We start from the raw sequence: 26,989 nt of genomic DNA, 5'->3' as shown, positions 1-26,989 counted from the left end.
AAATCATTAAAATGAAAATTGCAAAATCACTATTTTTAGTAGCTGTAATGCTACCCTTAGCCAGTATAAATGCCCACGAAACGGGTACTATTAGCGGGAAAATTATTTCTCCAACAAATAAACCGCTAGATCGTGTTAGCGTAGCACTGGTAGGAACCCAAACAGGGTCTTATACTAATGAAAAGGGATTGTATTCAATATCTGATGTTAAAACAGGTGAATATATTCTTGAAGCCACAGCTATTGGTTTTAAAACCTTTAGAAAAACCATTATTGTTGAAGCCAACAAAACCACCATTGTAGATATAACACTCTACGAAACACCATTGGAATTAAATGAAATAGTTGTGAAAGGAGCGGGATTAAAAAAACGCAATAGAACAGAAACCGTTAGCACCATAAACCTTTTAAGCCTAAAAGAACTAAGCCTTAGCAATCCGTTTGAAATTTTAAATCAAGTACCAGGTGTAGAAATTGGTGCATACAATCAAGGCGGAGTTGCAGATGTTTTTATTATGCGCGGTTTTAACGGTGGCGGACACTCTGGTGAAGCCGCTATTGAAATTGATGGTGTTTCTTTAAATGAAGGCGAAAGCCATAGTGATGGTTACGCCGATGTAAATAGCATTATTCCTTTAAATATTAGTAAGGTTGATGTTTATAAAGGCCCTTCCTCTGCTCTTTTTGGTCGTTTTGGTATGGCAGGCACATTAGCCTTCGAAACTAGAAAAGGTGGAGAATATCAAGACTTAAGCCTTAAAGGCGGTTCTTACGAAACTTTTGATGCTCAGGTAGCTCTTGGAAACCCTATTGAAATTGGTGAGAAAACCTTAGAAACCAATTTTGCTGCGCAATTGTTTAGAACCAATGGATTTACTGAAAACTCCAAGTTCTTTAAAGGAAATTTAAACGCGCGTGTAGGCTATCAACTTACAGATGCCACAGATATTGCATTAACACTAATGGGCTATAGCGGTAACTGGAACGGCCCGGGCTATATACCAACCGAACAATTTAACGATAAACACCGCCGTTTCGATCAAGCTATAAATGCTGAAAACGATGGTGGAAGCAAAGTTTTTGCCTCAGAACGATTTGATATAAACCATACGTTTAACGATAACCTCCGCTTATTGGTTTTTGGCTATGCCGTGCAACAAGATTTTCAGCGTTTTGCGAAATTTGGATTTAATCCAGGTGGGCAGACCGAATATTTTGCCACTCGAAATGTTTACGCTACCGGCGCCAACTTAAACGGACAAAATGCTATTGGCGCTACTGAGGTTAATTGGATAAGTGGAATTGAATATTTTAATGAAAATACAGATTACGAAAGATGGAATACAAGTAACAGAGTACGCAACGGCTTAAGTGAAAATCGACTATACAAACTCAATTCTTTTGCAGTTTTCGGACAAGCCGAATTTGATATTAGCCCATATTTTAGACCAACCATTGGACTGCGTTACGATGTGTATAATGGCAATATGGAAATTCTTGATCCCGGGGTTACTTATGAAAATAAACCATTAAATGATTTATCGCACATTAGCCCTAAGTTTGGATTTCGTTCTACTTTAATTGAAGGGTTTGATTTTAGAGTTAACATTTCTAATGGGTTTTCTTTACCAAGCGGATCATACCGATATAACAAAGATACCGATTTAGATCCCTCTGAAATTTGGCAATACGAAGCTGGTTTAGAATATAACCATAGTGATAAATTAAGCCTTAATTTAACTGGTTTTATATTAAACAGTACTAAAGAAATTAACGAAACTGCTCCTGGTTCTGGTGTGTTTATTAATGCTGGTAAGACACAACGTAGCGGACTTGAATTTGGAATTAAAGCACAACCCGTAAAACGCCTAAACTTTAACGGTTCGCTTACTTATTTTAAAACCGAAATAACAAAAAATCAAGATCAATCTATTGTTGGTAAAGAGTTAAGTAATGTACCTAAAACAATAACTACCGCCTCTGTAGATTACACCTTTAACTCTGGTTTTGGTGCGCGATTAAATGTTAGAGATGTTGGTAAATGGGCAAGTGGCATTGAGAATTTTTTCTACTATGGTGGTTATACAAGAACAGATGCTAAACTATTTTACAACTTTGCAAAAACATCTCCCTACAAAGGTCAGCTTTTTATAGAAATTAATAATATGTTTGATGAGCATTACTCGACATTTGCTTACGATAACGGTGGACCAGCTGATGGACAAGCATATTCTGTAGCTGCTCCTCGGAACATATCAATTGGAGTGAGTTATAATTTCTAATAATTTTGCTTTATTTTCTCATAATGCAATAAAAAAAGACCTGATATTTTAAAATATCAGGTCTTTTTTTGTTCTAAACGAAACAAGTAAAAAAATTACATCAAGTTTTACTATGTTAATTAAGAAATTTCCTTGCCAGCTGTTGTAAGTGTTAATTTACCGTGTTTTACCCCTTTTATTGTAATTAAAGAATCTGCTAATTGCCTAATTTTATTACCCTTACCTTTTACAGCAATAATCTCCAGACAATTATCATGGTCTAAATGAAGGTGCATAGATGAAATAATTAAGTTATGGTGCTGGTGCTGCCTGTCGTTTAACTCTTCTGATAACGAGTAACGGTGGTGATTATAAACCAGGGTAATTGTGCCAATAGCCTCTTCCTTTTCATCCCAATCTTGGGTAACTAAGCTGTCTCGTATTAAATCTCGAACAGCTTCAGATCTATTAACATAACCCTGTTTATCTATTGCACCATCAAAACTTTCCAGCAATTCACGATCTAAAGAAACGGCGAATCTTACAGTATTTGACATAGCTTTAATAATTAAATTTAACGTAAAACTACAACCTAAAAACCTAAAAACCTAACAAATAATAAAGCACTTACCACAATTCTATATGTTTTGATATTCTTTTAATAAGTTGCGCTGTATTTTTAACTTTAAATTTTTCTATAAGGTTTTTTCTATGCGTTATGGCAGTATGGTTACTTATAAAAAGCTTATCGGCTATTTGTTTTGAAGAAAAACCATCGGCTACCAATTTTAACACCTCTTCTTCTCTGGGTGAGATTAATTTTTTTTGTTTATATGCATTTTTATTTGTGCTCTGCCGATTAAAATAAGCTTCAATTTTTTCCTTTTCTGTAATATCAAAAAAATAATTAATGGCCAAAAGGTTACCTTGCAGATAATGTAGCAATAATTCGTGCCTTAGCAAAATTAGTCTGCCCGAATGGTCTCTGATATGGTATTTTAAAACATAAGGCGCTTTAAAATAAGGCATTGAAAGAAAGTTGTTTATTTTATTTTTTACAGCCAAAAGTTCGTCTTTAATAACCAAATCGAACCAAAAATCCCAATTTTGGTTTATAATTTTAGAAGCCTTTACTCCTATAATTTTCTTTAGCGCCGCATTGCTATAAATAAATTTTTCTTGGCTTATGTGATAAATTGATATCTGCAAATTATCAAGGCAGTCGCAGGCTTTGGTTAAATCTGAAATTTTACATTGGTCAGATTTGTTTTTAATACGGTTAAGTACAGTATGGTTACCTTTAGAGCTCATAAAATTAAATTTACATCAGGTAAATGGCTTTGTACAATAGCAAAGCATAATTAATTTTCAAGCTATTAAATTAGTTGATATTGTTTATAGATTTTTAGGGGAATCTAAAATATAAATTGAGAGAAATTTAGGGTTTATAAGGTAAATTTGCATGATAATTACCAAACACTAATTAGTAAATATACTGATTTGCAATTGTTTAAACAAATTTTTTTTATTAAAAACACTATAATTTACAAATATAGCGACTTCCCTTCTTTTTGGTATTCTTTCTTTATGCCTTCTATAATATGGGATTTTAAAATGAACGCATGCTTTTCTGAGATGGTTTTTAAACAAGCATATTGGATAACGTTTACAATATTGGCGCCAGTGATTTCGTACTTTTTTGATAACGCTTCCAAATCCATTGATTTTTCAACGGTAATGGTTCGAGGTAAATTATTTTTCCAAAGTGCCAAACGTTCTGCGGATGTTGGCAACTCAAACTCGATTATAGACTGAAACCGCCTTGTAAATGCCGCATCTATATTGCTTTTAAAGTTAGAGGCTAAAATAACCAAACCTGGATGCGCCTCGATACGTTGTAACAAATAAGAAACCTCTTGATTGGCGTATTTATCGTGGGCATCGCGCACATTGGTTCGCTTTCCAAAAATCGCATCAGCTTCATCAAAAAACAGAATCCAATTTTTACTTTTGGCTTTATTAAAGAGTTTCGATAGGTTTTTTTCGGTCTCTCCAATGTATTTTGAAACGACTAACGACAAATCTATTCTATACACATCGCGTTGGGTATATTTACCAAGCAAATTGGCCGTTAAGGTTTTTCCGGTTCCCGGTGGCCCATGGAACATAACCCGATAACCAGGTTTTATTCGGCTTTTCATGTTCCAATCATTAAGGAGGATGGTGTTGAATTGAAGCCAAGTTTCTATTTCCTTTATTTGTTGCAGAGTTTTTTTGTTAAGTATAAGATCTTCCCAAACCAAATCGGTATCGATGCGTTGCGCTGGGAAATCGTTAGACAGTTTTGGTTTTAATATGTTTCCTGTGGTGAGCAATTGTACAAATTCTTCATCGAGAATAAGTCGCCCACTCATTGCTGGTTCGCCTTGTGGCACGTTCTGGATATATAATATACCTTCTTTTGCAAACACGCGGTCTTCATTAAACAACTTGCTAAGTTCTATGCGTTTTTCAACATCGTTACCCGCTAAAATAAATTGTACAGTTTCCCCCGTAGGCAAAATACCCCGATGGTTTTTACCTTTTACTCCACCAAATTCTGGAAATTCGCCGCCTTTGGGCAGATACTCTGAAATAATGCTATTAAAGAAATTTGGTGATATGTGTGGGACTAATGCGATTAGTAAGATTATGGTTTCGGTTTCTGATAAATTATGGCTTACTATGAGTTTTGAAAGATGAGAGTTGTTTATTGCAATGGGTTTTGGCGAGATTGGTGTGGTATTACCATATTCACTATCCAAACGGTATTCGATAACCTGTTTTAGGTAGGAGAGTGATTTGTTGGTGTTATGTTTTTTGGTTTGGTTCATGATATTATTTTAAATTTTTAGCGTTTTATAATTTTTTATAGCTTATATTTTTTTATAGCTTATATTTTTTGGTGTATTTTTCAAACCTGATACTAAACAACACTTATTAAATATGTGGCTTTTCATGTAGCACACAGATTTCTTTTTAATTTTTTAAAGTATATTCTTTGACATTCATTATAAACATTAATACCAATTGATATTATTTAATTATTGGCATAAACTAAGTGCTTTGTATCTGTTCAATGGTCATTTCTTCCGATGTTGCAGCTTCTCCTGAAGGCATTGGTCCCGAAATATTCCAACCAGCATTTCTCAACCTATTTAAAGATTCATCTGTCGAATCCAATTCTCTACAAACACCTTTTGTTGCGAAAACCTTTGACCATGAAATGGTAAAAACCGTTGAAGAATTTAGGTTGGAATCATTAATTACCCTGATTAGATCAGACACACAAAAAGCACATGGACTAAGAGATTGAAGGCTTAATTCAACTTGATTAATCCCTGCCTTAAAGCTAGTTGATTGCGTATTAAACCATTCCACAAATTGGTGTTCTGCATGGCTATCATTATGACATACATTAGTTTGGATTCCTCCATTGCTCCAAGTTAATAACTCTATCACATTAGAAGGTGTACTCGGGATTAAAATAGCCCCACCTACACTTCCCGAAACTCGTCCTCTTGTTGCTAAACTAGCAAAATCAAAAGTTCCATCTTGAGAATGTCTTGATGGGAACTCCCTCGTTCCAACGGTACCACTTTCGATACCGGGTTGACCTTCTACCACATATGGTCTAACATATCCCGGTATAATTTCTCGATTCTCTGTTGCGACTTGAAAACTCTGCTCAGGATTAAGAGTAATTCTTACGGCTAAGGTCACGGCTGGTCGTGTATTTTTAATCTTTGGTCGCAATTTCAATAAATGGGACAATGGACTTGCTGTAGCATCTAAATAAAATTCATCTTCAAGATTAGGAATTGGAGTGATTTGCAAATTATCTAATCCTTGAGGTCGTAAATCAGCAAGGACTCGAGTAACTATCTGTCTTGCTCTTTCAGTAGTGAAATCTTGACCAAGCCCCTCAATTACACGTCGTTCGGCCAATTGTTTCACATCTTCATCTCCATCATCTTCTTCACCACTCCTACCAATTCCTAATCTTCTCAAAAGTTTCCTAGCTGCCTTCTTCGCCTTCAAGATCAACTTATTAATGGCTCTATCTATACGTTTTCGAATTTTCTTAATAATTTTTTGTACTTTTTTAACCAAACCACCCAAACCGATAATGCGTGCAAACAATTTAATAACGAGTGGCAATAGTGTTGCCAAACCTCTTTCTACAGCGTTGGCAACCATAGAAATACTACCAACTGCCATGGCACGAATGGCCTCTATTAATGTGGGAATAAGCATTATTGCAGATTCTACAAAAAAGACAATAAAATCCTTTATAGCCATAATGGCTTTAATGAATCCGGCTCCCGGAATAAGCAAACTTACTAACCATCTGATACCTGCTTGAATGACTTGGACGATTAGCATATCTTTTATAGAATCCATAATGGTTTCCTTAAGGTCGGTAAACTGTTCTTTAATGTATTCCCAAATCCCTTCTATACCTTTCTCTTTTATAATTTGAAACATTTCAAGACCAAATTCCATAGCTCGAACCACTGGCTCACCTAAAAGTTTAACCGCTTTTTGACGCATGTAATCCCAGGTTAATCCCAAAACTTGCATCACTAAACTAAAAATGCCTTTAAGACTGAATAGATTTTCTGGAATAGTAATGCCAACAGGTCCCAATGCACCTGTAAGCCATTGAACAAATCCTGCGATAAGATGGGTTTGAATATTGCTAACAAAATTATCAAAGCCTTGTTTTACCCCTGCAAATAGATTGGATACAAACCCAATGGGATCTGCCATGATTATTGCAATTGACGACCTAATCTCTGCCAACAAATCTGATATTAACTGTTTGAGTTGTCGTATGGTATCAATCACACCATTAATGGCATCTAAAGCCATGTCGATAAGCCCTCTATTTGCAGCCTGCATTTCTTCGATACGGGCATCTACTTCCTGAAGGCTGTCGTTATATTGCTGCGCAAGGGAATCGATTAGTTCGTCTTGTTTTGAGTTAACGTCATCGGACAATTGATCGAACCTATCTTGAATAGCTTCGGAGGCTTCTTCTCCTATCGATTGCAAGTTTTCAGGCAAGGACTCTACATAGGTGGTAACATCTTGTTTACCTGTTTCAATTCGTTGTTGCGCTTTGGTAAGTTGCTCTGCGACATAGTTGGAAATATCGGTCAATGCCCTATCCATTTCGGCGATATACAAAGCTCTTCCATCCACAAAAAATTGGTTTACCTCGTCTGGAAGTCCTTTAAACTTATCTACAAGCCATCGTGCTGCGCCTCTAAGTCCACTGTAACGCCTGTCTTTGTAACGATTCATTTCTCGGGTTACATAGTTCTCGAATTTTAGTTTTGCTTGTCTTGCTGCTTTATCAAATTTTTCGGTGACTTTGGCATCAAGTTCTTCGAGAATGGCTTCAACATCGGTTTTTGTGGTATTGTAGATGTCGTTAATTTCATTTGAAATACGTTCGCGTTCTGCTGTGTTTTGAGTGCCCGTTTCGGTTTGTTGGCTAACTACTTCATTTAGAATATTACTGCGATCACCGTGCATACTTTCTAAATTAGTCGCACTTGCTGCCTCTGCTTGCTGTTGCGAATTGCCCAATGCTTGCGATTCTTGCTGTCTGAATTGCGAAGGTGCCGTATCGGTATTGGTTCTTGCTTCGCTTCTGGAATCTAAAGCACTTGTAAATTCAGGCTCGTTGGATCTTGCTAATTGTTCTTCGGTAACCTCGTTGTCTATCATTTGCTGGTCGACTTCTTGCATATTCTCTTGAAGCGGTTGGGTTACCTGACTGTTTGGTCTAGGGTTGGGCATGGCCGTATTAGCATTTACAGAGGTTGGCGCACTACCTATTGGAGCTTCTGGCAATGCAATAACCTCGCGCTCTGGTACAGTATCTACGTTTGGAGTTGCGGCTGTAGCTTCTGAAATAGGTCCCGCTGTATGTTCTTGTGCTTGAGAGGCATCTTCTGATGCGGCATCACTAATCTCTTGTATATTGTTATTATCTTCAAAATCGGTGGCTTCTTCTTGGTTTTCTGGAAGCTGCATACTTTCAATACGTTGCATCAATGCAGCTTTAAATGCTTCGGCATTAAACGCTTCAGGCTCTTGCTCATCCATTACTTCCACCTGATTTGCCTGTGCAGCACCCATACGCTCGTTCGATGGAATAGCCGCCGCTACTTGAGCTGCTTGGGCTTCTTGTTGAGCCGGAGCGGTAGTTTGTTGGTTCTGGGCCGCACCTTCCACTCGATCTTGTAAAGCATTAAATGCTGGATCTTCTTCTGGGGACATTGGAAATACTTCGACAGATTCACTAGCTTCTGCGTCTTCAGCTTCAACTATGTTTTCGCTATTTTCTAGACTTTCCTGCCCGCCTTCTAAGTTATCTTCTTCTTGGGTTTCAACACGGGTGTCAATTTCGGGCAGTTCCGATTCTATCGCAGCTTGGTTTGTTGTATTAGTGTTAAAAACATCTGCTGTTTCATTGTCTTGTTCAACTGTAGTGTCTGCCAAGGGTGTTTCAAGATTAGCCTCTGGTTTTTGTATGGCCACTGAAGCTCCTTGTTGAATGGTATGCGTTAGCTCGTGCGCCAATAATGTTTGTCCGTTTTTTGATTGCGGATTGAATTCGCCTGCATTAAAAAAGATGTTATTTTTATTGGTAAATGCCCTAGATCCAAGGTCGCGATTCATAGATACCGACTCTGAATCTGTATGGATTTTAACACCGCTAAAGTCTGCACCAAAGCCCTGTTGCATTTTACTTAAAATAGGATTAGCAAGTGGTTTGCCACGACCTCGGTTTTGTTGAATACGGGTGCCTAAATTAGCAAGAGGATGGGTTTGTTTCTCGGTTTTGGCCTGTACGTTTTCTACGTGGTCTTCTTGTTTTTTTTGTAGTGCATCTTCATTTTTGGAATTCTGATATTTTTCCTGAATGGTTTCCTCGTCTTCAACAGCTTCTAACTGAACTACGGGCGTTATAGTTTGGGCAATAGGTTTCTCTTGAATAATTTTATTATCCTCTTGCTTTTGAATGTCTTTTTTTTGGATGTTAGTTACTGGAGGGAAAAACGAAGATTTAGTGTGTAAATTGGTTTGATTTACTACTTTATCGGCTATGGTATCGGCTTCAATTTCATATTTATCGTTAGGCTTTCCAACATTAAGTTTAGGCTGTATAAAGGTTTCTTGCTCCGTTTCTCTATGAAAGGGAGAAGAATTACTCGATTTAGCACTTGCCCTATCTGCTGTAGCCGATTTAAACATGCCTAGTTTTTACAAAACCACGAGCCCCACCAGCTTGTTTAAAACAATGTTGATAACCCTGTTTTTATAGTGTCCCGCTTTTATTTTGTTGACTCCCGCTTTTACAAGAGCTCGCATAACCAACAGGTCTTTTTGGCTTTTTAGCAACCATTCCAACTCGTCTTTGTCTATGGCGCCCGCAATAAAAAGGCCTGCCCATTTTTTTAGTTTTTCTTCTGAAGATTTAAGATAATCTTTCATATCTTCAACAATAAGTTTGCCTTCTTCTCCGAACTTTTCTTTGGCATCGGCTACAATTTCTTCTTTTAATTCTTTTAATAGTTTTTCAAAATCCATGATATTACAAATTAAATTGGTTGATAAATTGGGTTAACGCATTTTGGCTTTGTTTGTCCTTTTTTTCCTCATAATAAATCATAAGATTAAAAGCTTCTTCAATTTGGGGTTTTGCCTCTTCTTTAAATGCTGGATTTAGCGCCCCTTTTTCTTCCCAAAGCTTAAGATAGCTTCCCATTAAATGTTTATCGCTACTTATAAGTTCCCACATTTTTGTGGTAAGTTGGTTTTTAGCTTTGCCTTTTTCGTAAATAACCATTTTTTCCATTTGGTTTTTTAGAGCCGTAATTTGTACTTCTGAACCGCTATAAGGCGTATCGCTTTTATCGATAAGGCTTATGGCATCCAGCTTGGTTTTTATGGTTTCGGTATAGGTAAAATGGTCGTAAAGACTGGTGCAACTTACCAGAGTTACTGCCATAAAGGCGATAAAGGTTTTTTTGAGTGTTTTCATAATGTATTAGTTTTTGTTAAAAGTTGATGTTTTTGTTTGTATGTATTTTCTATTAAAGTATTGCTGCGTTTTTGGGTTGATGGTTTTAATACTCTGAATACGCGCTTTTAGCAGCAGACTATCTTTCAAAATAGTTGAATCTTTTTTTATGTCTTTTTGAATATTGGCCAATGCCTTGATACCTTTTAACTCCCCGACTCTACTTGAAACAACATTGTTAGCCTTAACTAAATCTTTTGGAGTGGTTTTATCTGATGGTGGTTTAACTGGTATTGTTTTAGCATCTTTGTTAATCGCTTTATCTGCAAACGAAATAGCCTTTTCTGGTTTTTCAAGCAATAAATAAGACTTACTTATTACTGCCAAATCTGCGGGAGTTGTTGCTCTTTTTTCTAATTTATCGGTTATTTTTGCTAGTTCTTCTTTTGCAGACTCGTCTTCGGGATTGTTTTTAACTTTATCTTGATACTTTACAATGGCGAGTTTATCCTTTTCAATTTGGATTTCTTGAATACTGGGATAGGCAATCATTATTATGGGAATGGCAAAAAAATACAGTAATTTCTTTATATCGTGCTTTTTAGCTACGGAATAGACCAATGATGCGCATAAAATCATAAAAAGAAAAACACCTAAAAAAAGTAGGACGATTTCGTATATAAATAAGTTTTCAAATAGTTTTTCCATGGCTTTTTGTTTGATGATCTATATTTCTGATTTATTTTTTCTTATCCTTAAATTCTTGAATATCTGGTAGTCCACATTTTTTGCTGGCCAAATCGTTGGTGGCTTCGGTGTCTTGACCCGCGAGGTGCATCATTTCATGAATAAACATGCCTGCAAGAGACCATTTGCCCCATCGCCAAGTTTCGGAGGTATATGCCAAATCGTTTGGAGTTATGCTTGAACCGTAAACCGAATCGTCTTTATCGAACCAAACAGTCATCCTATCATAAATCTCCTTTAGCGTTTTTGCTGTACCGCTCGGGGTATTGTCTTTAAAGAAATTGTGGCAAACAGGGTACTTATCTGGGTTATCGGCAATTTTTTTTACTATGGCCATGGCTGTATCAATTCTTCCCTTTTCGTCGGTTGGCACCTCACTATAATCGCTATGTGGTGCACTACCGCTACCATAAGACAGTTTTTGTATTTTCTTATGTACCATGCCTTTTTGCTGAATGGTATGCGTCAACTCATGCGCCAATAAATGCTTGCCCGCATTTGATGAAGGGTTATACTTGCCTTCATTAAAATAAATATCATTACCATGCGTAAATGCCTGTGCTTGCAACTGCTTGCTCATTTTAACGGCATTGTGGTCTGTGTGAATATTAACCTGACTAAAATCAGTACCAAAACTAGATTCCATATTCTGCTTAACTGGTTTTGATAGCTTTTGCCCGCTGCCTTTAGAGTTTTTTAAAGAAGATTCAACGTTTGTTAATGTCCCTTTTGAGCCTTCAGTTTTCATTTGTAAGGGTTCTTCCTCTTCTTCCATGCGCTGCACGTTTTCTTCTTGTTGGCAATCGGTACATTTGGTTTGAACGGTTTCTTCATCAGAGGCTTCAGATTGTTTCTGAACTAAAGGAGAAATTGATGCCGCCAATGGTTTTTGCTGCACATCTTCTTCTGAACTTTCTGCTTTTTGAATGGTGTTCTGCGTGCTGTTGTTGCTCACTACTTTGTTTGCCATGGCATCTGCTTCGACTTCGTATTTATCTCCTGGTTTGCCAATATTTAACTTGGGCTGGATAAAAGGCGTATGCTTTGTGTCGTTAGCTTTTTCTTTATAGCGTCTGTAAGTTTTCATAAGTCGTTTGTATTTACCATTCTACAAATATTAAATTATCAAGCCAAGGCAGTTTTATTAGGTGGATATTCCACGGCATTTTATCTAAAAGGATGTCTTGTGCTTTTCGCTCAACAATAATTTTGCAATTATTATTCTCAACAATTAATTTACCTTCGCGCTGTAAAAACCCTGTTCGCAAACCATCTGGCGATGTGTTTTTTAGTGCATCCCAATGCGTTATGGCAGATTGCAACACCTCTTCTGCCATAAGTTTTAATTCTGGTGGTAATGCTGTAAATCGCTGCATGGTTTGGTTTATAGGATAAGCACAAAGAAATTTCTCAAGTACCAATTCGCTTTCCAACTGCTGCTCTTGTTTTGTACTTAAATAATGTAACAAATGAATGGCGGTTTCTTTTTCGGAATCCATCAAGTTACCTTTAGAATCTGCAAGTTTTGCATTAATGAAAAAATGTTTTAAAAATGGATGCATAAGTACCAATCCAGCATTGTTTATATAGATGCTTTTATCTGATTCTATTTCTTTTTCCTGTTCTTTAACTTCTTGTTCTTTAGTTGCATTTGTTTTTAAAAACGCATCTTTTTCGTTAGGCGGTTCAATTTCTTTTTTTAGCTTTATAGGCATATCCGCCATTTCATTCGCAAAATTCTCAAGCATTTCAATCTCTTTTAATCTACTGGTTTTTATTGCCTTTAATTGATTTAGCATGGTTTTAATACTACTGCTATTGTTATGTCTGTAAGTCTCGATAATGGCCATCCAAAACGTATTCCTCAATTCGATTCTCCTCTCTAAAACACTAAATATCTTAGGTTTAGCACTTATTTTTTTAGAATTGGGTTTTGATAAAAGCAGCACTAGAATATTATCGGGAAACTGATTTACGAGTCTTTGTCTTACTTTTTTGTACGCTAATATTTTTATGAATCTTGAAGAAAACCCTGTTTCTGTAATAATGGTTTTTATGCCTTTTTCGTTAAATAAGGTCGATATATTTATTTGCCACCACGGTTTTTCACCCGTTTGCAAAAAATACAAGAAAGTATCTAGCTTGCTTTTGTTTTTAGATAGTACGACTAATTTATTTTGATCTTCTGTGTGGTTACCTGCATTTTGAATTTCAGAATCAATCTTTTCTTTGAGTTTGTTAAAAATGTTGGTTTTAAGATTGTTTAAATTTTCAATATCCGACTGATTTATTTCAATTTCAATTGTATTGAATCGCAATGTTGAATCCGATAAAACGGCATTTTTTGTTTCAAAATACTGTTCAATCATTGGGAATAATTGCTGTTTTAAAAACGCACTTAAATTATCTTTTAAGGCAAAGGCTTTTTTACTTGAGTTGGTATTAAACTCAATAAAAACCTTATTTATTATGTGTGTTGCCTTTTGCATTGTAAATTAAATTAAGCGTTGCACACGTATATTTACTTTTGTTTTAAACGTTTTGGTGCCACAAACTTTACTACTAATATTTAGTTTAGCTTCAAAAGATAAAACCTGTCCGTTTACAGCATTTCTAGGTGCTTTATAAACGTGTCTTGGGTTTTTAAGTGAGCTTTTGCCACCATCACCAAAATCCCATGCGTAGGTTTGGGTATTTTCGCTAAACGCATTTAAATTATGTATTCTAAAAGGTACATCAAGCCTATCGGAAGCAGCATTAATTACCAATTTATCTGCTGGCGGTAAAATAATACGCGCCTGTGGACTTATTCTTGCTATACATTCGGTGCCAACAGCTTGCCCGTTTACCGTAAATCTAATAGGTATGTTAAAGGCTTTAAAGCCAGCTTGAAAAATGAGATTGTTGTCTTTAATTAACAGTCTTTCAATTGATCTTGCTAGTTTAACCGTAGCATCTTCTGGTGTAATCTCAAAAGGTATTACAGTATCGCCGTTTTCTCCGCCCGTTAAGCATATTTCATTAACAATACTTAATTTAAAAATAACTGGAGCTATGGTAACATCGTGTTCTACGGTATGGCTACAACGGCCATTGGCTACTGTTAATGCCACTTTAAAAGTTTGGCTTCCATCGTCTCCAAGTTTTAATTGATAGACGTGTTTAGGGTTCTCTTCGTTGAAATTATCTGGCAGCGAATCATCTCCAAAATTCCATTCAAAAGTTACATTATCTGGTAAATCATCGTCTTTTACATTAAAGTTTACACGGGCAATAGTATTGTCTTTAAAGAACACGGGCTCTGAAGCCACGAAATCGAAATTTGGTTTTTTAAATACGGTAATTCGCGCATCTGTAAATTGATCGTTAACCTTAAATTTTATTTCATTACCGTGCAACGATTCGCTTACGGCATTGGCATCGAACATATATTTACCATCTTCTTGTATAACCCCACCATTAAGTCCTGAAGCCACATCGGCAGTAACAACGCCATCAGATGGCGATACTTCGAAGGCTATTTTATCGGTGTCCTCGTCCAGACAAACAAAATCTACCGGCAATCTCAACGATATTGGGGTTTTAGGTACAATAAAAGCAATTGGCGAACAATCTGAACAACAGATGTACGGCAACATAAAATCTGCTACAACCGTGTTTTCGGAGATATTGGAAATGGGTGGTAAAATAAACCTATCTTTTATAGCCTCTAAAATATTTGGGTTTATTAGATTATCTATATCTAATCTATCTTTTATACTCGGATTGATGTTCGATAAATCTATATTTCTGGTAAGCTTGTCTTTTATAACATGACTTCCAAAATTCCTAATAGGCGATATATTTTGTACAGGATTCCTAATTGCACCAATGTTTGGGTTTATAACGGCGTTGCCGAAAACATTGCCAAATGATGGGTTAATAGGAAAAACAGGCTTCACTTTTGGTATGCCGCCTTTGTAAACCATAACAAAAGTACCACCTGGTTTTACGCCTGCTTTATGTTCCAATCCCGTATGTTTTTCAACAAATTTTGAAAGTAATTTTTGCTCTAAAATTTTCTTTTTACGGATTTCAATTTCGGCTAAAAGCGATTTCATTTTTGCGGCCGAACAGCAATTAACCGACAATTGGTTGAGCAACAAGGCATACTGTTGTTCGTGCCCAAATCTTTTATAAGTGGTTTCGGGTTTATATAACAACGATGTCATGTTTTTCTTAAATCGCTCTACGCGAGAACAAAGATCTTTAATGGTACTGTTGTATTTATCTACTCTTTCGGGATCTATTTCTGTAATATCGTTAGGTATATACCTCGACGCTATTTTGGTTGAAGCCAATATTTCTGCGGTGTGGTACAAATTCACTTTTTTAATATCTGCATCCCAATTGGCTATATCTTGATCTTCATCGATTTTAATTTTAACCAAATTTACAATATCTTCTGCCGAACCTTCTGGTTTCTCGCGCATCGCCTTATCAACTATATTACCCAAAACATCGTCGTCTTTTTCTAAATTATCCAGAACTACCGTATCTAAATTATATAACTTTAAGCCGTGTAAGGTTTTAAAACTACCTAAAATGGCTTTGGTATCAATGGTTCCGAATCCGCCAAATGCAGTATCCGAGCTCAAGATTTTTCTAGTAGATCCGAACAAAGGCTGATTGAAGGTTGCCGATGAAATATGAGAAATTGCTCCAGTTGATGGACGCTCGGTTGGAGTAACATCATTTGATGCCGAATCTCTTAAAGTTGCCCTGCCACCTTTAGATAATTTATAAAATTTATGCTCGCCTTGTTTTTTTATACTAAAGCCCGAAAAGAATTTTGAAACGCCAGCATTCAGGCAATTTTGCTCTGCTCGCCATGCTTTTAACACGGCATTAATATCCTCAAATTCACACTCGTAATCATTGGGGTTAATGCTTTCAATAGTTTCGTCGATGCTTAACACTTTTACATCAAATGCCAATCCTTTTTCGGTTTTTATGGTATCTAAATCTTTTATGGCATCGCGGTAATCTTTTCCTAAATGACCTTCAATTCTATAAAAATTATGGGCGTCGAGATCGTAATCCAAAGGGTTTTGAATGGCATCACTTTCTGATAAATTAGCAGATTGATAGCCTAGATTTTCATCGGATTTATATTTTATTGTTTTGTCGTAATCCCAGTTTTTAATTAGATTTCGCGATGTTTTGTAATAATACGGAACTGCTCTTTTACCGAGTTCGACCGATGGTTTTTTTGATGGTGTTATTTTTATTTCCGAAGAAGAACTCGGGATGTTGTATTCATTCAACATAAAATGAATTCTTAAAATTAGGGTTCTTATTTTTTCTAATTTTTCCTTTCCGTGCGGAATTATTGGCGACGGATAAAATTTATGGCGGCATTGAAAAAATGCTTCAACTGGTTCAAGTTCGCCCAATAAAACGTGTTTTGGAAATGAACTGATTTCTGGATAGCAAACCACCCTTAAGTCGAATAAAAGACACTTTATCTCGTTATAAGTATCAATCAAATCCTTTAGTAAATCATAACGATATTGAATATCTAGCGGCAAATTTCTGGACGATAATTTAAAAAGTGCCGTAATTTTTGAATTGATGGTGCTGGCTTTGGTTCCTACCGAATCGGTATCCAACAGCACCTTAAAATCTGTAAATATTTTATTAATACCACTTTTAAGATTGGCAATAACCGTGGTGTCTTGCATGGCTTTTCTGTAGCTATCCTTTAGCCTGAAATAACTTGCCGTATTGGAGTCTTGCGAGATAACCTGAACCCGATTTCTTGTTAAATACGTGTTCTTTAAAACCACTTTTTTAAGATTAACATCGGGCAAATCAATAAATTTTTTATCGTTATTGTGCGCATCAAATATGGGGTCGTTGTCTTTGTTGCTAATGCGTTTGGCATAGTCTTTATCAATTAAAAGCACCCTTACTTTTGCGGTTTGCCCCTCGCCTTGGGTATCGCAATCGGTGGTTGTGCATGGGGTTTCTTTTTTGCTAAAATACTCCAAATACAGCACCACTACCATATCCTCTAAATTGGCAATACTGTTTAAGGGTTTCGTATTTTTTTCTTCTGAAGCCTTTGTAAAAAGCTCCATTAAATTTACGCCATTAAAATGGCCGTATTTAGCCTCGACATCATTATATGTTTTGGCCTGCGAATAAATAGCACCAGGAAAGGGTATTAAATCGCCATCGGTGGTTACCGCACAACCTTTACCAACTTTAATCGATTTGTTTTTATTGTATGTTATTTCCAATCCGCAAGCAATACCAACGCCACTAAGGCAAATACGCGTAAAACGGTCTTGGCATTCAAAATGGTCGATAACGTCGTTAAGCTGCGATGCCGTTAGCACTTGGTCGGGTACAAACCTTCTGTATGCGGGGTCATTTATGTCTTTATCTAATTTTGTTGTTCCCATGATGTTGTTATTTAGAGGTTGCCAATGTTTGTTCTTCCTAATATTATTTTATTACCTTTTGTTTCGGTGGCGTCGTTGTCGCAGTCGTGCAGATTTCCTGAATGGTAAATCGTGTGAATGTTGTTAAATGTTTGAATAAAATCGCTTAAAACATTTCTATACGTTGTGATTTCAGCTTCTCTTAAAGGATGATTTGCACATTTAATTTGTAACTGCTCCAAAAACAATTTATACTTAAGTTGCATTTGAAGCATGTCGTTTTCGGCATCTGGTTTTACACCTTTTACATGCCCAATCCAACAGATGCGCGCCAAAACATGCGCTGGTATTTCTTCGCGAATAATTTTTTCGGTGTAATTTCTAAAATCCTTATTTGAAAACCGCGTGGTCCAACCCGGTAATATTACAGAGACCCTAAACGAATACGGATCTGTTGGTCCGCAGCTCTCGCAATCGCCATCCAAACACGAGGGCATAAAGGTTTGTGCTGGTGCATCTGGAATTTGAGATTTTGGAGTTTTCGGTTTTTTATCGGCGTTGGCCGCATTGTAAGTGTCTGGTCTGAGTAGTAGGTGTTCTATTAAATACAAGCCTTCTTCGTACGCACTCAAATCTTTTAAATAAGCAATAATTTCATCACGCTTTTGTTCCGATTTTTCTTGGGTTGCCGTATAGGCTATTCTGCGTGCCACAATAAAATCTTCACTTTGTTTATCTGTAATTTTTGGGTTGACAATGTTAAAATACGTTCTACCTGTTTTGGTTTTTTTTAGCTCGTAATGTTCGGTACTTTTTGCCAATTCAAAAGCCAAAAAGAGTTCTTTTAAAGCATCGCTTAGCGCATGGTAATGCTTGCTTGAGGAGATCAATATATCATCGCCGTTTTTTATACGCCATCGGTATTCGGTAAGGTTGTCTTCGGTTTTGTCTTTTTCATCATAAATTTCAATAGCATCGCCCAATAGATTTCTACGACTATAATCCGTAACGCCAATAAGTCTAGCGATTCGTTTTTGTACGCCTGAGACATTTTCGGTATCCCAAACCTCGGGATCGCAGTAATTAAAACCGATACCGCGCTCGCAACTTATGGTTTTGTAATCTTCGACAAACTTGGTCTTTGCCTTTAAAATTTCGTATTTGGCATTGGCATCGCCATAAATCATTTTCATAATAAAGGCGTAATCGCTAAACCTTTCGGCAAAACGTGCGATTAAATGATCTAATAATTGGTTTCGGCGTTCGTAAAATGTGTTTTCGGCGGAATTGGTCGTATCATTTTTTAAATTATTGAATATTTTAATCAAATTAGCGTTGTAGTTTGCCGTGTCAACCAATTCGTCAATTTCAGGAATATCGGTAACCGTTTGAGAAAAATAAGTCTGTTTATTGGCTTCGGACAGTTCTGAAATCGCATTAACCTTGTACAGTGCTTTTAAGCCATCATCAACAGTCAATAAATCTTTTACTTTTGAAAGATGCGCAAAATAATTAGCCAAAATTTGATCAAAAAACAACAAATATGCTTTTAGCTGTTTTGCTTTGGCTTTACGTTGTTTATTGGCGTTGGCGGGCAATCCGTTTCTAGATATGCCATAAGTTTCTGGAAAGTCGTTTTGAATACTCGTGTAAGCCTTGGCACTTGAAAATTCTCCCAATGGAAAAACAACATCTTCGGTTTTAATGTTTTCGAGTTGATTTTGTTCCTCTAATTCTAATTCTTTAAGCATAGCGATAACCCGTTTTTTGTTAACGCCAATTGGCAAAAAACCTTTACTAAAATTGAAAATACTAGTACTGCAATTTTTACAATCTTCATCGTCTTTATCCCAGCACAACACGGGTTTGTGGTTCTCTTTTACACAGATTATCCATGGGTCGCTGTTGGTTTCATCGCCGTCGCAGGTTTTTATAGAAATATCTTTGATGGTTAAAACACCTTCAATATTCATTATGATTTTAATAATATCAGAAAGCCGAATCTCCTTTCGCAAAGACGCGTTGTAAAGTTCTTCGTTATCAACAAATCCGCCTTGAAAATCCTCGGGGTCAATACAGCCTTTTTCAAAAGGTACGGGCCCTTCAAATATTTGATCGGTTGTGTAGCCTTTATCATACATTTGTTTGAGCGAATAAAACGAAACCGATGGTGCCAAATAAAGCCCAATCGCTCTAATTATTAAGGCCTGAATACGCTCCTCGTCGGCATCGGGACTAATATCCAAATAGGCGCAAACCGATATGTGTTGCTCGGGTATTTCGCATACATTTACTAAATCTTCGCAAAGATTTCTATTTTTATGATACAGTTTTTTTACTTTTTTGAATACCGCATCTTTATCTTCAACATCAGCTTCAAAATCGATGTAAATATCATTTAGGCCTTTTAAAGTGAAGTTTTTCTGACTATCATCATCAACCTTAAAAGCGTTGTACGACATTTGATGGTTTTCGCAATTCAAGAAAATCTTTTGTTCGTGCTTAACTATCCAAGCGTTTTTTACTTCTTTTATATGAACGAATAGCTTGCGATAATCCAAAGCCGACACGGGTTTTGATGGCAAAATATTAACAGCCGACAAAAACTGCTGATGCATCTTTTTAAAGTTATCGGTTTCTGATGCCAATAGGTTTTCAATGGGCATCTCGATGCGTTGAGACAAATCTGTAATGGCATAACAGAGCATTTCCATGATGGTAATTCCGGGGTCATGGGTGTTGTAATCGGTCCATATTTTGCTTCCAAAACTTTCAAGGTGTTTAAGCCCTAATTCGCGCAGAAAGGCAAAATCCAAATCGTTTTTGGTATTTACTTGTTTTGGTATGGTAACAGATTCGCTCATTTAATTTATAGTTTTAAGTCGTTACACATGCATTGGTGCTAATCGTTTCAACACTATGTTTTTCATATTTTACTGAGGTTAAAATCACCTTTTGGTTAGCGGGTACAATGGCACGCACAGGATTGAATATCATCTCGCCCTTGTTGTCGGTTTTATTGGTTTCTTCAAGCAATTCGAAATCTTTTATATAATCTACATAATCCAATTGTTCGATGTAATAAAGCACCACGCTTTCGTGCAATGTTAGTCCAAAATTGATTTCGGCGGTTTCTTCGTAAGCCCATGGTGCCAAGAATTTCGAAATGTCTTTTTGAAGTTGTTTTTTATAAAAACTCTCATCTTTTCCGGCATAGAATTTTACTTTCAACGCAATTTTAACTTCTTGGTACATGGGGTTTTCAACCAATGCATCGACATGCAAAGTGTTAATGGCATTGATAAAATTTTGAATTTCATTGCGTTTTGCCTTACTAATTCTTGGCTTAAAAACATCAAAAATATTTTGGTTGATAATATTTGGCACCACTATTATAGTTACAAAACCAGGCGCTAATTCCGATTCTCCAAAAGTGTGCTTTAAGCAATTCACCTTATAAATTTCTGGAAATTGCTGAAGGATTAATTGCTCGTAATCCCATATGGTTATAGCTCTTTGTTTGTGGCGCAAGCGCTCGCTAACACGTCTGTAAAACTGGGCATCGGTTTCTTTTGGCACACCACCAAACGAACTGTAAGGCTGTGTTACGCCTTTTAAAGTGGCTTTTCGCTCTACTAATTTCGAAATGGTTTTTTCGGGCAACCCGTTTTCGAGATGCGAAAGCTCATTATCGTTGTTGTAAAACTCAGCAATTTCGGCTTGGGTATGTATGTTTACCATTTGGCAAACCGCATCAAAGGCTTTTATATTGGTAACTTTTAGCCAAAATAAATCTCCGGGGATTCTGTTGTTATTACTTGTGGCTTCTTTTGGAATGGAAACTTTTACGATACCAGATTTTAGGAAATTATCGGTGTTGTTAAAGATTATAAAATCATTGTTTAACGGTTTCCATTCGTCTTCACTTAAAATATACCACGCTAACTTTTCATTACCCTGGTAGGTTTCTTCACCCTCGTATTCGGGGTTTTCACTACCTTCTAAAACCTGTATTAAAAAAGATATTTGCTGAAGTTGATTAGCGTTTTCAAGACCTATAAACAATTCGCCTTTTTCGTATTTAGGAACCAGCGTGCATTGCGTTTTTGTACCTAAAAATTGGTGCTTAGATTTTAAATACGTATGCTGTTCGGACTGCCCAAACGGATGCTCGTGGAACAACTCCAAAGACTCATCTAAATAATTGCTTAGGTTTTGTTTTAAGCTATCAGAAGACGCTGATAAATTAAAGGTTTTGGTAACCGATGCCTTGTAATCAACGCTCATGTTTTCAGCCAATGGCGTGTAGGGTTCGTTGGGAATTAATGCGGTTTCTCCCTCTTTAGACAGAGCCACGGCGTAAATCCTTGGAAAGAAATCGTGCAGAAAAGATTGCAATAACGATATTCTAATAAATCCTTTTTTGGCATTCGATGAAAAATTTTCCTGTTGAATCGGGTTATCGAAAAGTCCTGATACACCTTCGGAAATGGCATCCCTAAAATCGAAAAACGAATTGTTGAAAACGTTTATAACATCGTTATAAATAGTATTGTTTCGCAATTTATTGAATCCAGCGATGCGTTCCATAAAACTGCCGCTACTTGTTTTTTTTGATTTAGAAGAAGTTTTTGGAACCCTGGAACTTGCACTGGCATTCTGTGTATTCGAAATTGTAAAATTAGAACTGTAGCTGCCGTTTTCGTTTTGGTTAAATAATGCGCCGCCAGTTATCTTTGGTTCCCAATTCTTATCAGCAAGCACTTCTAAATCAATTTTAAAAACGTTTGAATCCGGGACAATTAAATCACTTTCAACAATAGGGTCAGACGAATCGGTACTCAGCGTATAAGTTGTTTTGGATAGATTTTGAAGATGACTTTTTCGATACGCCAAATAATGCTCCCTAAAATGGTCGTTTTCAGAAGCGTTTTCGTAAAGTGGCGTGTCTTTCCATTTTAGGTTTAGCTTAACTTCTGTCCATGGTTTGTTCAATGCTTCTTGGCAACCAATATAAAATTTTGAATCTCTTAGGGGTTGTGGTCCAAACGGAAAAAAGGGTTTAGATGCATCCAAACGGCCCAAATCGTTTTCAAGCAGAACATCCTGCATGTTTTTTATATCCACATCTATTTTAATTGATGTTACAATGGCGCCACTTAAAAACTCATAAAATTTATAGCCCAAATCATCATCGCCGGTTTTAAATAAAAAACGCGCAATGGGGTTTGTTGATGTAAAATTTTCAAGCAGAACGGTTACATCATAAGGCACAATGGGATCGGTTGCTTCAGGGATTTCAACAACCAATTTTAATGTATTGTTTACTACGGAAGAAGTAACCGTGTTTATTTGAGCCGAAATCCATTCTTTTTCACCGCTTAGCAATACATCAAAAACATTTTCGGGTATTTTATTTGATGGCGTTGAGGGTAGTTTAGAACCGAAAGTTATGGTAAAAGTGATGGTTCGCAACCCTTCTTTTAACAATAATATGGGCGATGCTATGGCAAACCCTAATTTTGCATTTGGAAGGTTGGGAAAACCATCTGAATCTTTAAAATTAGGATGTCCAAACGGCCACCATTTAATATTATCATCTGGAAAATCGCCCCCTAATCCATCAAAGGAGTTGGCGATTTCGGAATATTTTACACCCGCACCTTTTTTATGTAATACGTTTTTTAACGCGGTTACTTTGGCGCTGTTAACAATAAGTTCGTTTTGGGTTTTATAGATTCTTTTGTTGCCATTGATGTCTTTACCGGCATCGGTTGCGGTGCCTTCTTCAACCCTAACATCCGAAGCATTTTTAGCCAATTCAAAAAGCAGGTGTACTTTATCTGGCACAGCCTCTTTGTTGCTGAGTTTAAGAACCTCTTTATAATAAAAATCCAAATGCCGTTTCGAGAGGTTGTTTAAACGATTTTGACTTAATTCAATTAGTCTTAAAAAGCAAACAAACAATGTTAAATGCGGATTTAAGTCCTTGTTGGTTTCAGCTTCATTCAAAAGATTTTTAATGTTTTCTTTTTCAACAAAAAATTGCTCCCAGCTTCCATCTTTGGTATTCATTTTAGTGTCAAAATAATTGACATTTTTGGCAAAAGCATGAGCAAAGGCCATCCAATCATCAATACTAAAATCGTGAAGCTTTACGGAATTTGGACTGAGCGCATCAATATGCCTTTGGCTCTGGCTGGTTCCGTTTCGCTTTAAAAGGATGTTGTTATGGTTGCAATCTTTACTCATCGGTTATTTTCGGTTTTAGGTTTCGGTGCCTTCGGCTTTGTAAAACGGATACACCAAATTGGCTCTGGAATTTGTGGCTCTTACGCGATAATCTATTACAATTAGCAGTTCGCCCTGTAACTCGTTGGTGGGATCGATATCTATTTTTTCAACATCAATTCGAGGTTCGTGGTACAGGATGGCGGTTTTAATCAAATCGACAACAAATGTTTTTAAGGTGGTATTTAAAGGTTTAAACATCAATTCTTCGAGGTTGCAGCCATAAGTGGGTTGCATGATGCGTTCGCCCAATCTTGTAGCCAATAGAATTTCGAGGCTTTTTTTAATATCTACCTCGTCTGAAGTCATGACCACTGTTTTTTTAGCCTTGTCAAATTCTGGAGGAAAACTCCAACCTGTCCCTAAAAATGATTTATTATTATCCATAATTATCCTATTAAAACCGTGGGCAAGCCCAACACAATTACACCACCATGCGCGGTAGAATCTCCCATGCGTGCGGCCGGCATACCTCCAATAAGTACCGTTGCAGACCCCGCAATAATGGTATCCGGTGGGCCAACGCAAACTGCCATATCGCCAACCCGTGCTGCGGGCATACCACCAATAAGTACGGTGGGTGCGCCGGCTGGTAAAATGGGACCGCCAACATGTGGTACTGTACCTGTTACCATAGGGCAAGTGTGCATATCTCCTATTCTTGCAGCTGCTGGCATATTGTTTTATTATTTATTGTTATTATTATTCTTTATTTTCTATGCACTTTTATAGTTTGAGGCATCAATTAATTTGCACCAATGAGCCTTTTAAAACGGCTGTTGCGCTAGACGACATTTCAACACCCGCAGACCCTTCTGCCTTAAATTGAATATTCGCCTTAGCATTAACATTGCTGCCTTCTATATTTACATCGCCACTCGCTTTTATTTGAATATCCCCAGCACTTTCCATGGCAATACCGCTGGAATCCATAGTGAGTATATTGGAGTTATCATCTTCAATAACAATACTTCCCGCGTCTTCATCCATGGTGATTTTTTTACCTGCCGGAGTTTCAATGGTGATTGATTTTATATCGTCGTTAAACATAATTTTCATGTCGCTTCGCGATACAAATCCTTTTTCGTGGTTATCATCCGATGCTACCACGGGCGCAGGTTTCGCGCTACTATGAAGCATGCCTAAAACAATGGCATCGTTAGGATCGTCGTTTATAAAACCGACAATCACTTCATCGCTTATTTCGGGTCTGAAAAATGCCCCCCTGGAATTACCCGCATCTAACGAGGATACTCTACACCAAATGCCTTGTTCTTCGTTATTAATTATGGGCAATTGTACTAAAATGCGATCTTCGCCATTGGGGTCGTCCTGCAATTGGGAAACGATGCCCACTTGCAGTCCGTTGATTGCTGAAATAATGCCTGAAGCGGGTTGCGGACTGATGTCAAAAGTTTCGGAAAACCACTCTGGGTTTAATCCAAATTGGGCATCGACAGTCCAATTGCCTTCTGCAATTTGATGCCTTACGCCTGTTACATATACTTTTCCGTTAAAACGGTCGCCCACACCTTCAAGCTTTAACAAGGTTCCTGGTTTTACCGCAGGAATACCTTGAAATTTTACTTTGCCCCGAACCTTTGCCAGTTGTTGAAACAGCATTTTGGCATCTGCCCAATCTTGTAACTCGACATCGCTTACCTCGCCACCGTGCCTTAATTCTAAATTGTCTAAATCTATAGTAGATGCCAAATCTGACGACGACAGGTTGCCATTAAGTTGAATGTTTGGATTGTTGGCTTCAATTTCAATGATTTCCTGATCGGAAGGATTCCAACCATAACTCGACACTTTTTTTACTTGGCTTCTGGCATCGATTTCGGCATCAAAATCCAATAAAGTTGCTCCGAAGCTAATGGTTTCAATCGCTTCGTCATCCACCTTGGGTTTCATAATCGTTATTTTACCATCATCAGTAAAACACAATTTACCGTTGGCTTGTGCTCGCGATACCATAAAATCCCAATCGGAAGTATGGTATTGTACGAGTACTTTATGCGTTTGGTTGGTGGTTTCTACATCCTTTTCCAAACCATACGTATTTATAATGGTTTCGAAAATATCGCTATCTGTATTCTCGTAATAGTATTTGCTTTTTCTACCAATGGTTAGTTTAACGGCTTCGTCTTTACATTCAATTATGAGCAACGAGGAATTGGCTCTGATTTTTAAATTATGTTTAATGACCAGACCTTTGAAAATGGTTTCTTCATCAGAATGATACCCCGCAGTAATCTCTATTTTTTTTCCTGGAATCAACAAATCTTCATTACTTAATTCGAAGTCTTGTTTTGCCGCATCACCATCAATCAAGGTTATTGTTGCAGACGCAATTCTGTTCACTTCTTTATTGACCAGAATGTGTTTAACCTGATACTTTTTTGAAAGCTCCTCGCCTTCCACAAGCACTTTAAACGTGATAAGGTCGGGACTTTTTGAGGTTTGTATGGTTCTGCTGTTGTTCATAATTTACGAGGTTTTCTGTATCGGCGGAAAAACAAGTTGCTGCCCAATGGTTAATTGCCTAAAATTGGTAATACCGTTAGCTTTTGCTACTTCCAAATAGTATTTGGAATCGCCATAAATTCTGTAGGACATCAACGGCAAGGTGTCGCCGTCCTTTACAGTCCTTAGATGCGTTAAATCCGGTGATTGGTTGTTTTCTTTTGCCAATCGCAAATCTTCTTCGGCCGTACCCTGAAACTTAACATTGGCCATGGCTCTAATTGGTGTGCCATCCGGATTAAAGAGCTTGTATTCAATACTCATTTCGGTTAAGCTTCCTTTAAAAAGCAAAGTGCCCCACGCAATTTTTAAATAATTGGGTTTGTGCTGATCGCCATTATAATCGAACACCACTTTTTTAAATTGCTCGATGTCCTCAATAACACCATCTTCTGAGGCTTCGGAGGTTTTTATAGCACCCGTGCGGTCGAAAACAAAATTAATATCGAGATGCTCTGGCAGAATTTTGTTAAACCTTGGCGCAGTTGCGCTGGTGCCCTGTGCTTGGTCTTCGTTTTGTTCAATTTTATAATTAAAGGCGTATTTTTCCGGATTGATTAGCGTGGTAAATTCGCCATCGCTAACCTCGTTTTCAAACGTGTCGTCGCTATAAGCAATGATTTTCAATTTTGTAAGTTCACCTCTAGAAAACATGG

General features: G+C 37.1%; 17 protein-coding genes. 1 reads left to right on the top strand and 16 read right to left on the bottom strand.

All coding sequences use genetic code 11. The features are described from left to right. Positions 1 to 11: 11 nt before the first annotated feature. Positions 12 to 2,282, top strand: coding sequence for a TonB-dependent receptor (locus ACFSQS_RS01210; protein WP_388012827.1), 2,271 nt, complete (start codon positions 12 to 14; stop codon positions 2,280 to 2,282). A 119-nt stretch (positions 2,283 to 2,401) separates the two neighbouring features. Here ACFSQS_RS01210 and nikR read toward each other — a convergent pair whose 3' ends face one another. The 16 genes from nikR to ACFSQS_RS01130 form a co-directional block, all read right to left on the bottom strand. After that, positions 2,402 to 2,818, bottom strand: a complete 417-nt coding sequence (nikR, locus tag ACFSQS_RS01205) for a nickel-responsive transcriptional regulator NikR (RefSeq protein ID WP_388012824.1) — start codon at positions 2,816 to 2,818, stop codon at positions 2,402 to 2,404. 70 nt (positions 2,819 to 2,888) lie between these two features. After that, on the bottom strand, positions 2,889 to 3,572 hold the full coding sequence (locus ACFSQS_RS01200; RefSeq protein WP_388012821.1) for a response regulator transcription factor: 684 nt from the start codon (positions 3,570 to 3,572) through the stop codon (positions 2,889 to 2,891). Positions 3,573 to 3,805: 233 nt separating this feature from the next. Continuing rightward, positions 3,806 to 5,134, bottom strand: a complete 1,329-nt coding sequence (locus ACFSQS_RS01195; protein WP_388012818.1) for an ATP-binding protein — start codon at positions 5,132 to 5,134, stop codon at positions 3,806 to 3,808. 223 nt (positions 5,135 to 5,357) lie between these two features. Then, on the bottom strand, positions 5,358 to 9,572 hold the full coding sequence (locus ACFSQS_RS01190) for an eCIS core domain-containing protein (RefSeq protein ID WP_388012815.1): 4,215 nt from the start codon (positions 9,570 to 9,572) through the stop codon (positions 5,358 to 5,360). Between the two features lie 9 nt (positions 9,573 to 9,581). Beyond that, positions 9,582 to 9,908 carry a hypothetical protein gene (locus tag ACFSQS_RS01185; protein WP_388012812.1) on the bottom strand — a complete coding sequence of 109 codons (327 nt, stop codon included), beginning with the start codon at positions 9,906 to 9,908 and terminating at the stop codon, positions 9,582 to 9,584. A gap of 4 nt (positions 9,909 to 9,912) precedes the next feature. Continuing rightward, complete coding sequence (locus ACFSQS_RS01180) at positions 9,913 to 10,362, bottom strand: hypothetical protein (protein ID WP_388012809.1); 450 nt, start codon at positions 10,360 to 10,362, stop codon at positions 9,913 to 9,915. A gap of 6 nt (positions 10,363 to 10,368) precedes the next feature. Beyond that, positions 10,369 to 11,049 carry a hypothetical protein gene (locus ACFSQS_RS01175; protein ID WP_388012806.1) on the bottom strand — a complete coding sequence of 227 codons (681 nt, stop codon included), beginning with the start codon at positions 11,047 to 11,049 and terminating at the stop codon, positions 10,369 to 10,371. Positions 11,050 to 11,080: 31 nt separating this feature from the next. Next, positions 11,081 to 12,175: an eCIS core domain-containing protein gene (locus ACFSQS_RS01170; RefSeq protein ID WP_388012803.1), complete on the bottom strand. Its 1,095-nt coding sequence runs from the start codon at positions 12,173 to 12,175 to the stop codon at positions 11,081 to 11,083. A gap of 13 nt (positions 12,176 to 12,188) precedes the next feature. Then, positions 12,189 to 13,577, bottom strand: coding sequence for a contractile injection system tape measure protein (locus ACFSQS_RS01165; RefSeq protein ID WP_388012800.1), 1,389 nt, complete (start codon positions 13,575 to 13,577; stop codon positions 12,189 to 12,191). Positions 13,578 to 13,583: 6 nt separating this feature from the next. Then, positions 13,584 to 17,537 carry a PKD domain-containing protein gene (locus ACFSQS_RS01160; protein WP_388012797.1) on the bottom strand — a complete coding sequence of 1,318 codons (3,954 nt, stop codon included), beginning with the start codon at positions 17,535 to 17,537 and terminating at the stop codon, positions 13,584 to 13,586. Positions 17,538 to 17,548: 11 nt separating this feature from the next. Further along, positions 17,549 to 20,380, bottom strand: a complete 2,832-nt coding sequence (locus ACFSQS_RS01155; RefSeq protein WP_388012794.1) for a hypothetical protein — start codon at positions 20,378 to 20,380, stop codon at positions 17,549 to 17,551. A 13-nt stretch (positions 20,381 to 20,393) separates the two neighbouring features. Then, positions 20,394 to 23,768, bottom strand: a complete 3,375-nt coding sequence (locus ACFSQS_RS01150; protein ID WP_388012792.1) for a baseplate J/gp47 family protein — start codon at positions 23,766 to 23,768, stop codon at positions 20,394 to 20,396. A 15-nt stretch (positions 23,769 to 23,783) separates the two neighbouring features. After that, positions 23,784 to 24,194, bottom strand: a complete 411-nt coding sequence (locus ACFSQS_RS01145) for a GPW/gp25 family protein (protein ID WP_388012789.1) — start codon at positions 24,192 to 24,194, stop codon at positions 23,784 to 23,786. A gap of 2 nt (positions 24,195 to 24,196) precedes the next feature. Continuing rightward, complete coding sequence (locus tag ACFSQS_RS01140) at positions 24,197 to 24,484, bottom strand: PAAR domain-containing protein (protein WP_311942447.1); 288 nt, start codon at positions 24,482 to 24,484, stop codon at positions 24,197 to 24,199. A 64-nt stretch (positions 24,485 to 24,548) separates the two neighbouring features. Beyond that, positions 24,549 to 26,294, bottom strand: coding sequence for a type VI secretion system tip protein VgrG (gene vgrG, locus ACFSQS_RS01135; protein ID WP_388012786.1), 1,746 nt, complete (start codon positions 26,292 to 26,294; stop codon positions 24,549 to 24,551). A 3-nt stretch (positions 26,295 to 26,297) separates the two neighbouring features. Next, positions 26,298 to 26,987, bottom strand: a complete 690-nt coding sequence (locus tag ACFSQS_RS01130) for a CIS tube protein (protein ID WP_388012783.1) — start codon at positions 26,985 to 26,987, stop codon at positions 26,298 to 26,300. Positions 26,988 to 26,989 lie beyond the last annotated feature (2 nt).

The organism is Gelatiniphilus marinus (genome assembly GCF_042684345.1).
Taxonomy (GTDB): domain Bacteria; phylum Bacteroidota; class Bacteroidia; order Flavobacteriales; family Flavobacteriaceae; genus Gelatiniphilus; species Gelatiniphilus marinus.
Note: the sequence above shows the minus strand (reverse complement) of the source record. Positions and strands in the feature narration are given on the sequence as shown.

Coding starts and splice junctions, on each gene's coding strand:
- ACFSQS_RS01175 (WP_388012806.1), bottom strand. CDS start 11,049: ATGGAAAAACTATTTGAAAACTTATTTATATACGAAATCGTCCTACTT.
- ACFSQS_RS01170 (WP_388012803.1), bottom strand. CDS start 12,175: ATGAAAACTTACAGACGCTATAAAGAAAAAGCTAACGACACAAAGCAT.
- ACFSQS_RS01155 (WP_388012794.1), bottom strand. CDS start 20,380: ATGAGCGAATCTGTTACCATACCAAAACAAGTAAATACCAAAAACGAT.
- nikR (WP_388012824.1), bottom strand. CDS start 2,818: ATGTCAAATACTGTAAGATTCGCCGTTTCTTTAGATCGTGAATTGCTG.
- ACFSQS_RS01145 (WP_388012789.1), bottom strand. CDS start 24,194: ATGGATAATAATAAATCATTTTTAGGGACAGGTTGGAGTTTTCCTCCA.
- ACFSQS_RS01190 (WP_388012815.1), bottom strand. CDS start 9,572: ATGTTTAAATCGGCTACAGCAGATAGGGCAAGTGCTAAATCGAGTAAT.
- ACFSQS_RS01180 (WP_388012809.1), bottom strand. CDS start 10,362: ATGAAAACACTCAAAAAAACCTTTATCGCCTTTATGGCAGTAACTCTG.
- vgrG (WP_388012786.1), bottom strand. CDS start 26,294: ATGAACAACAGCAGAACCATACAAACCTCAAAAAGTCCCGACCTTATC.
- ACFSQS_RS01160 (WP_388012797.1), bottom strand. CDS start 17,537: ATGGGAACAACAAAATTAGATAAAGACATAAATGACCCCGCATACAGA.
- ACFSQS_RS01140 (WP_311942447.1), bottom strand. CDS start 24,484: ATGCCAGCAGCTGCAAGAATAGGAGATATGCACACTTGCCCTATGGTA.
- ACFSQS_RS01200 (WP_388012821.1), bottom strand. CDS start 3,572: ATGAGCTCTAAAGGTAACCATACTGTACTTAACCGTATTAAAAACAAA.
- ACFSQS_RS01130 (WP_388012783.1), bottom strand. CDS start 26,987: ATGTTTTCTAGAGGTGAACTTACAAAATTGAAAATCATTGCTTATAGC.
- ACFSQS_RS01150 (WP_388012792.1), bottom strand. CDS start 23,768: ATGAGTAAAGATTGCAACCATAACAACATCCTTTTAAAGCGAAACGGA.
- ACFSQS_RS01195 (WP_388012818.1), bottom strand. CDS start 5,134: ATGAACCAAACCAAAAAACATAACACCAACAAATCACTCTCCTACCTA.
- ACFSQS_RS01165 (WP_388012800.1), bottom strand. CDS start 13,577: ATGCAAAAGGCAACACACATAATAAATAAGGTTTTTATTGAGTTTAAT.
- ACFSQS_RS01210 (WP_388012827.1), top strand. CDS start 12: ATGAAAATTGCAAAATCACTATTTTTAGTAGCTGTAATGCTACCCTTA.
- ACFSQS_RS01185 (WP_388012812.1), bottom strand. CDS start 9,908: ATGGATTTTGAAAAACTATTAAAAGAATTAAAAGAAGAAATTGTAGCC.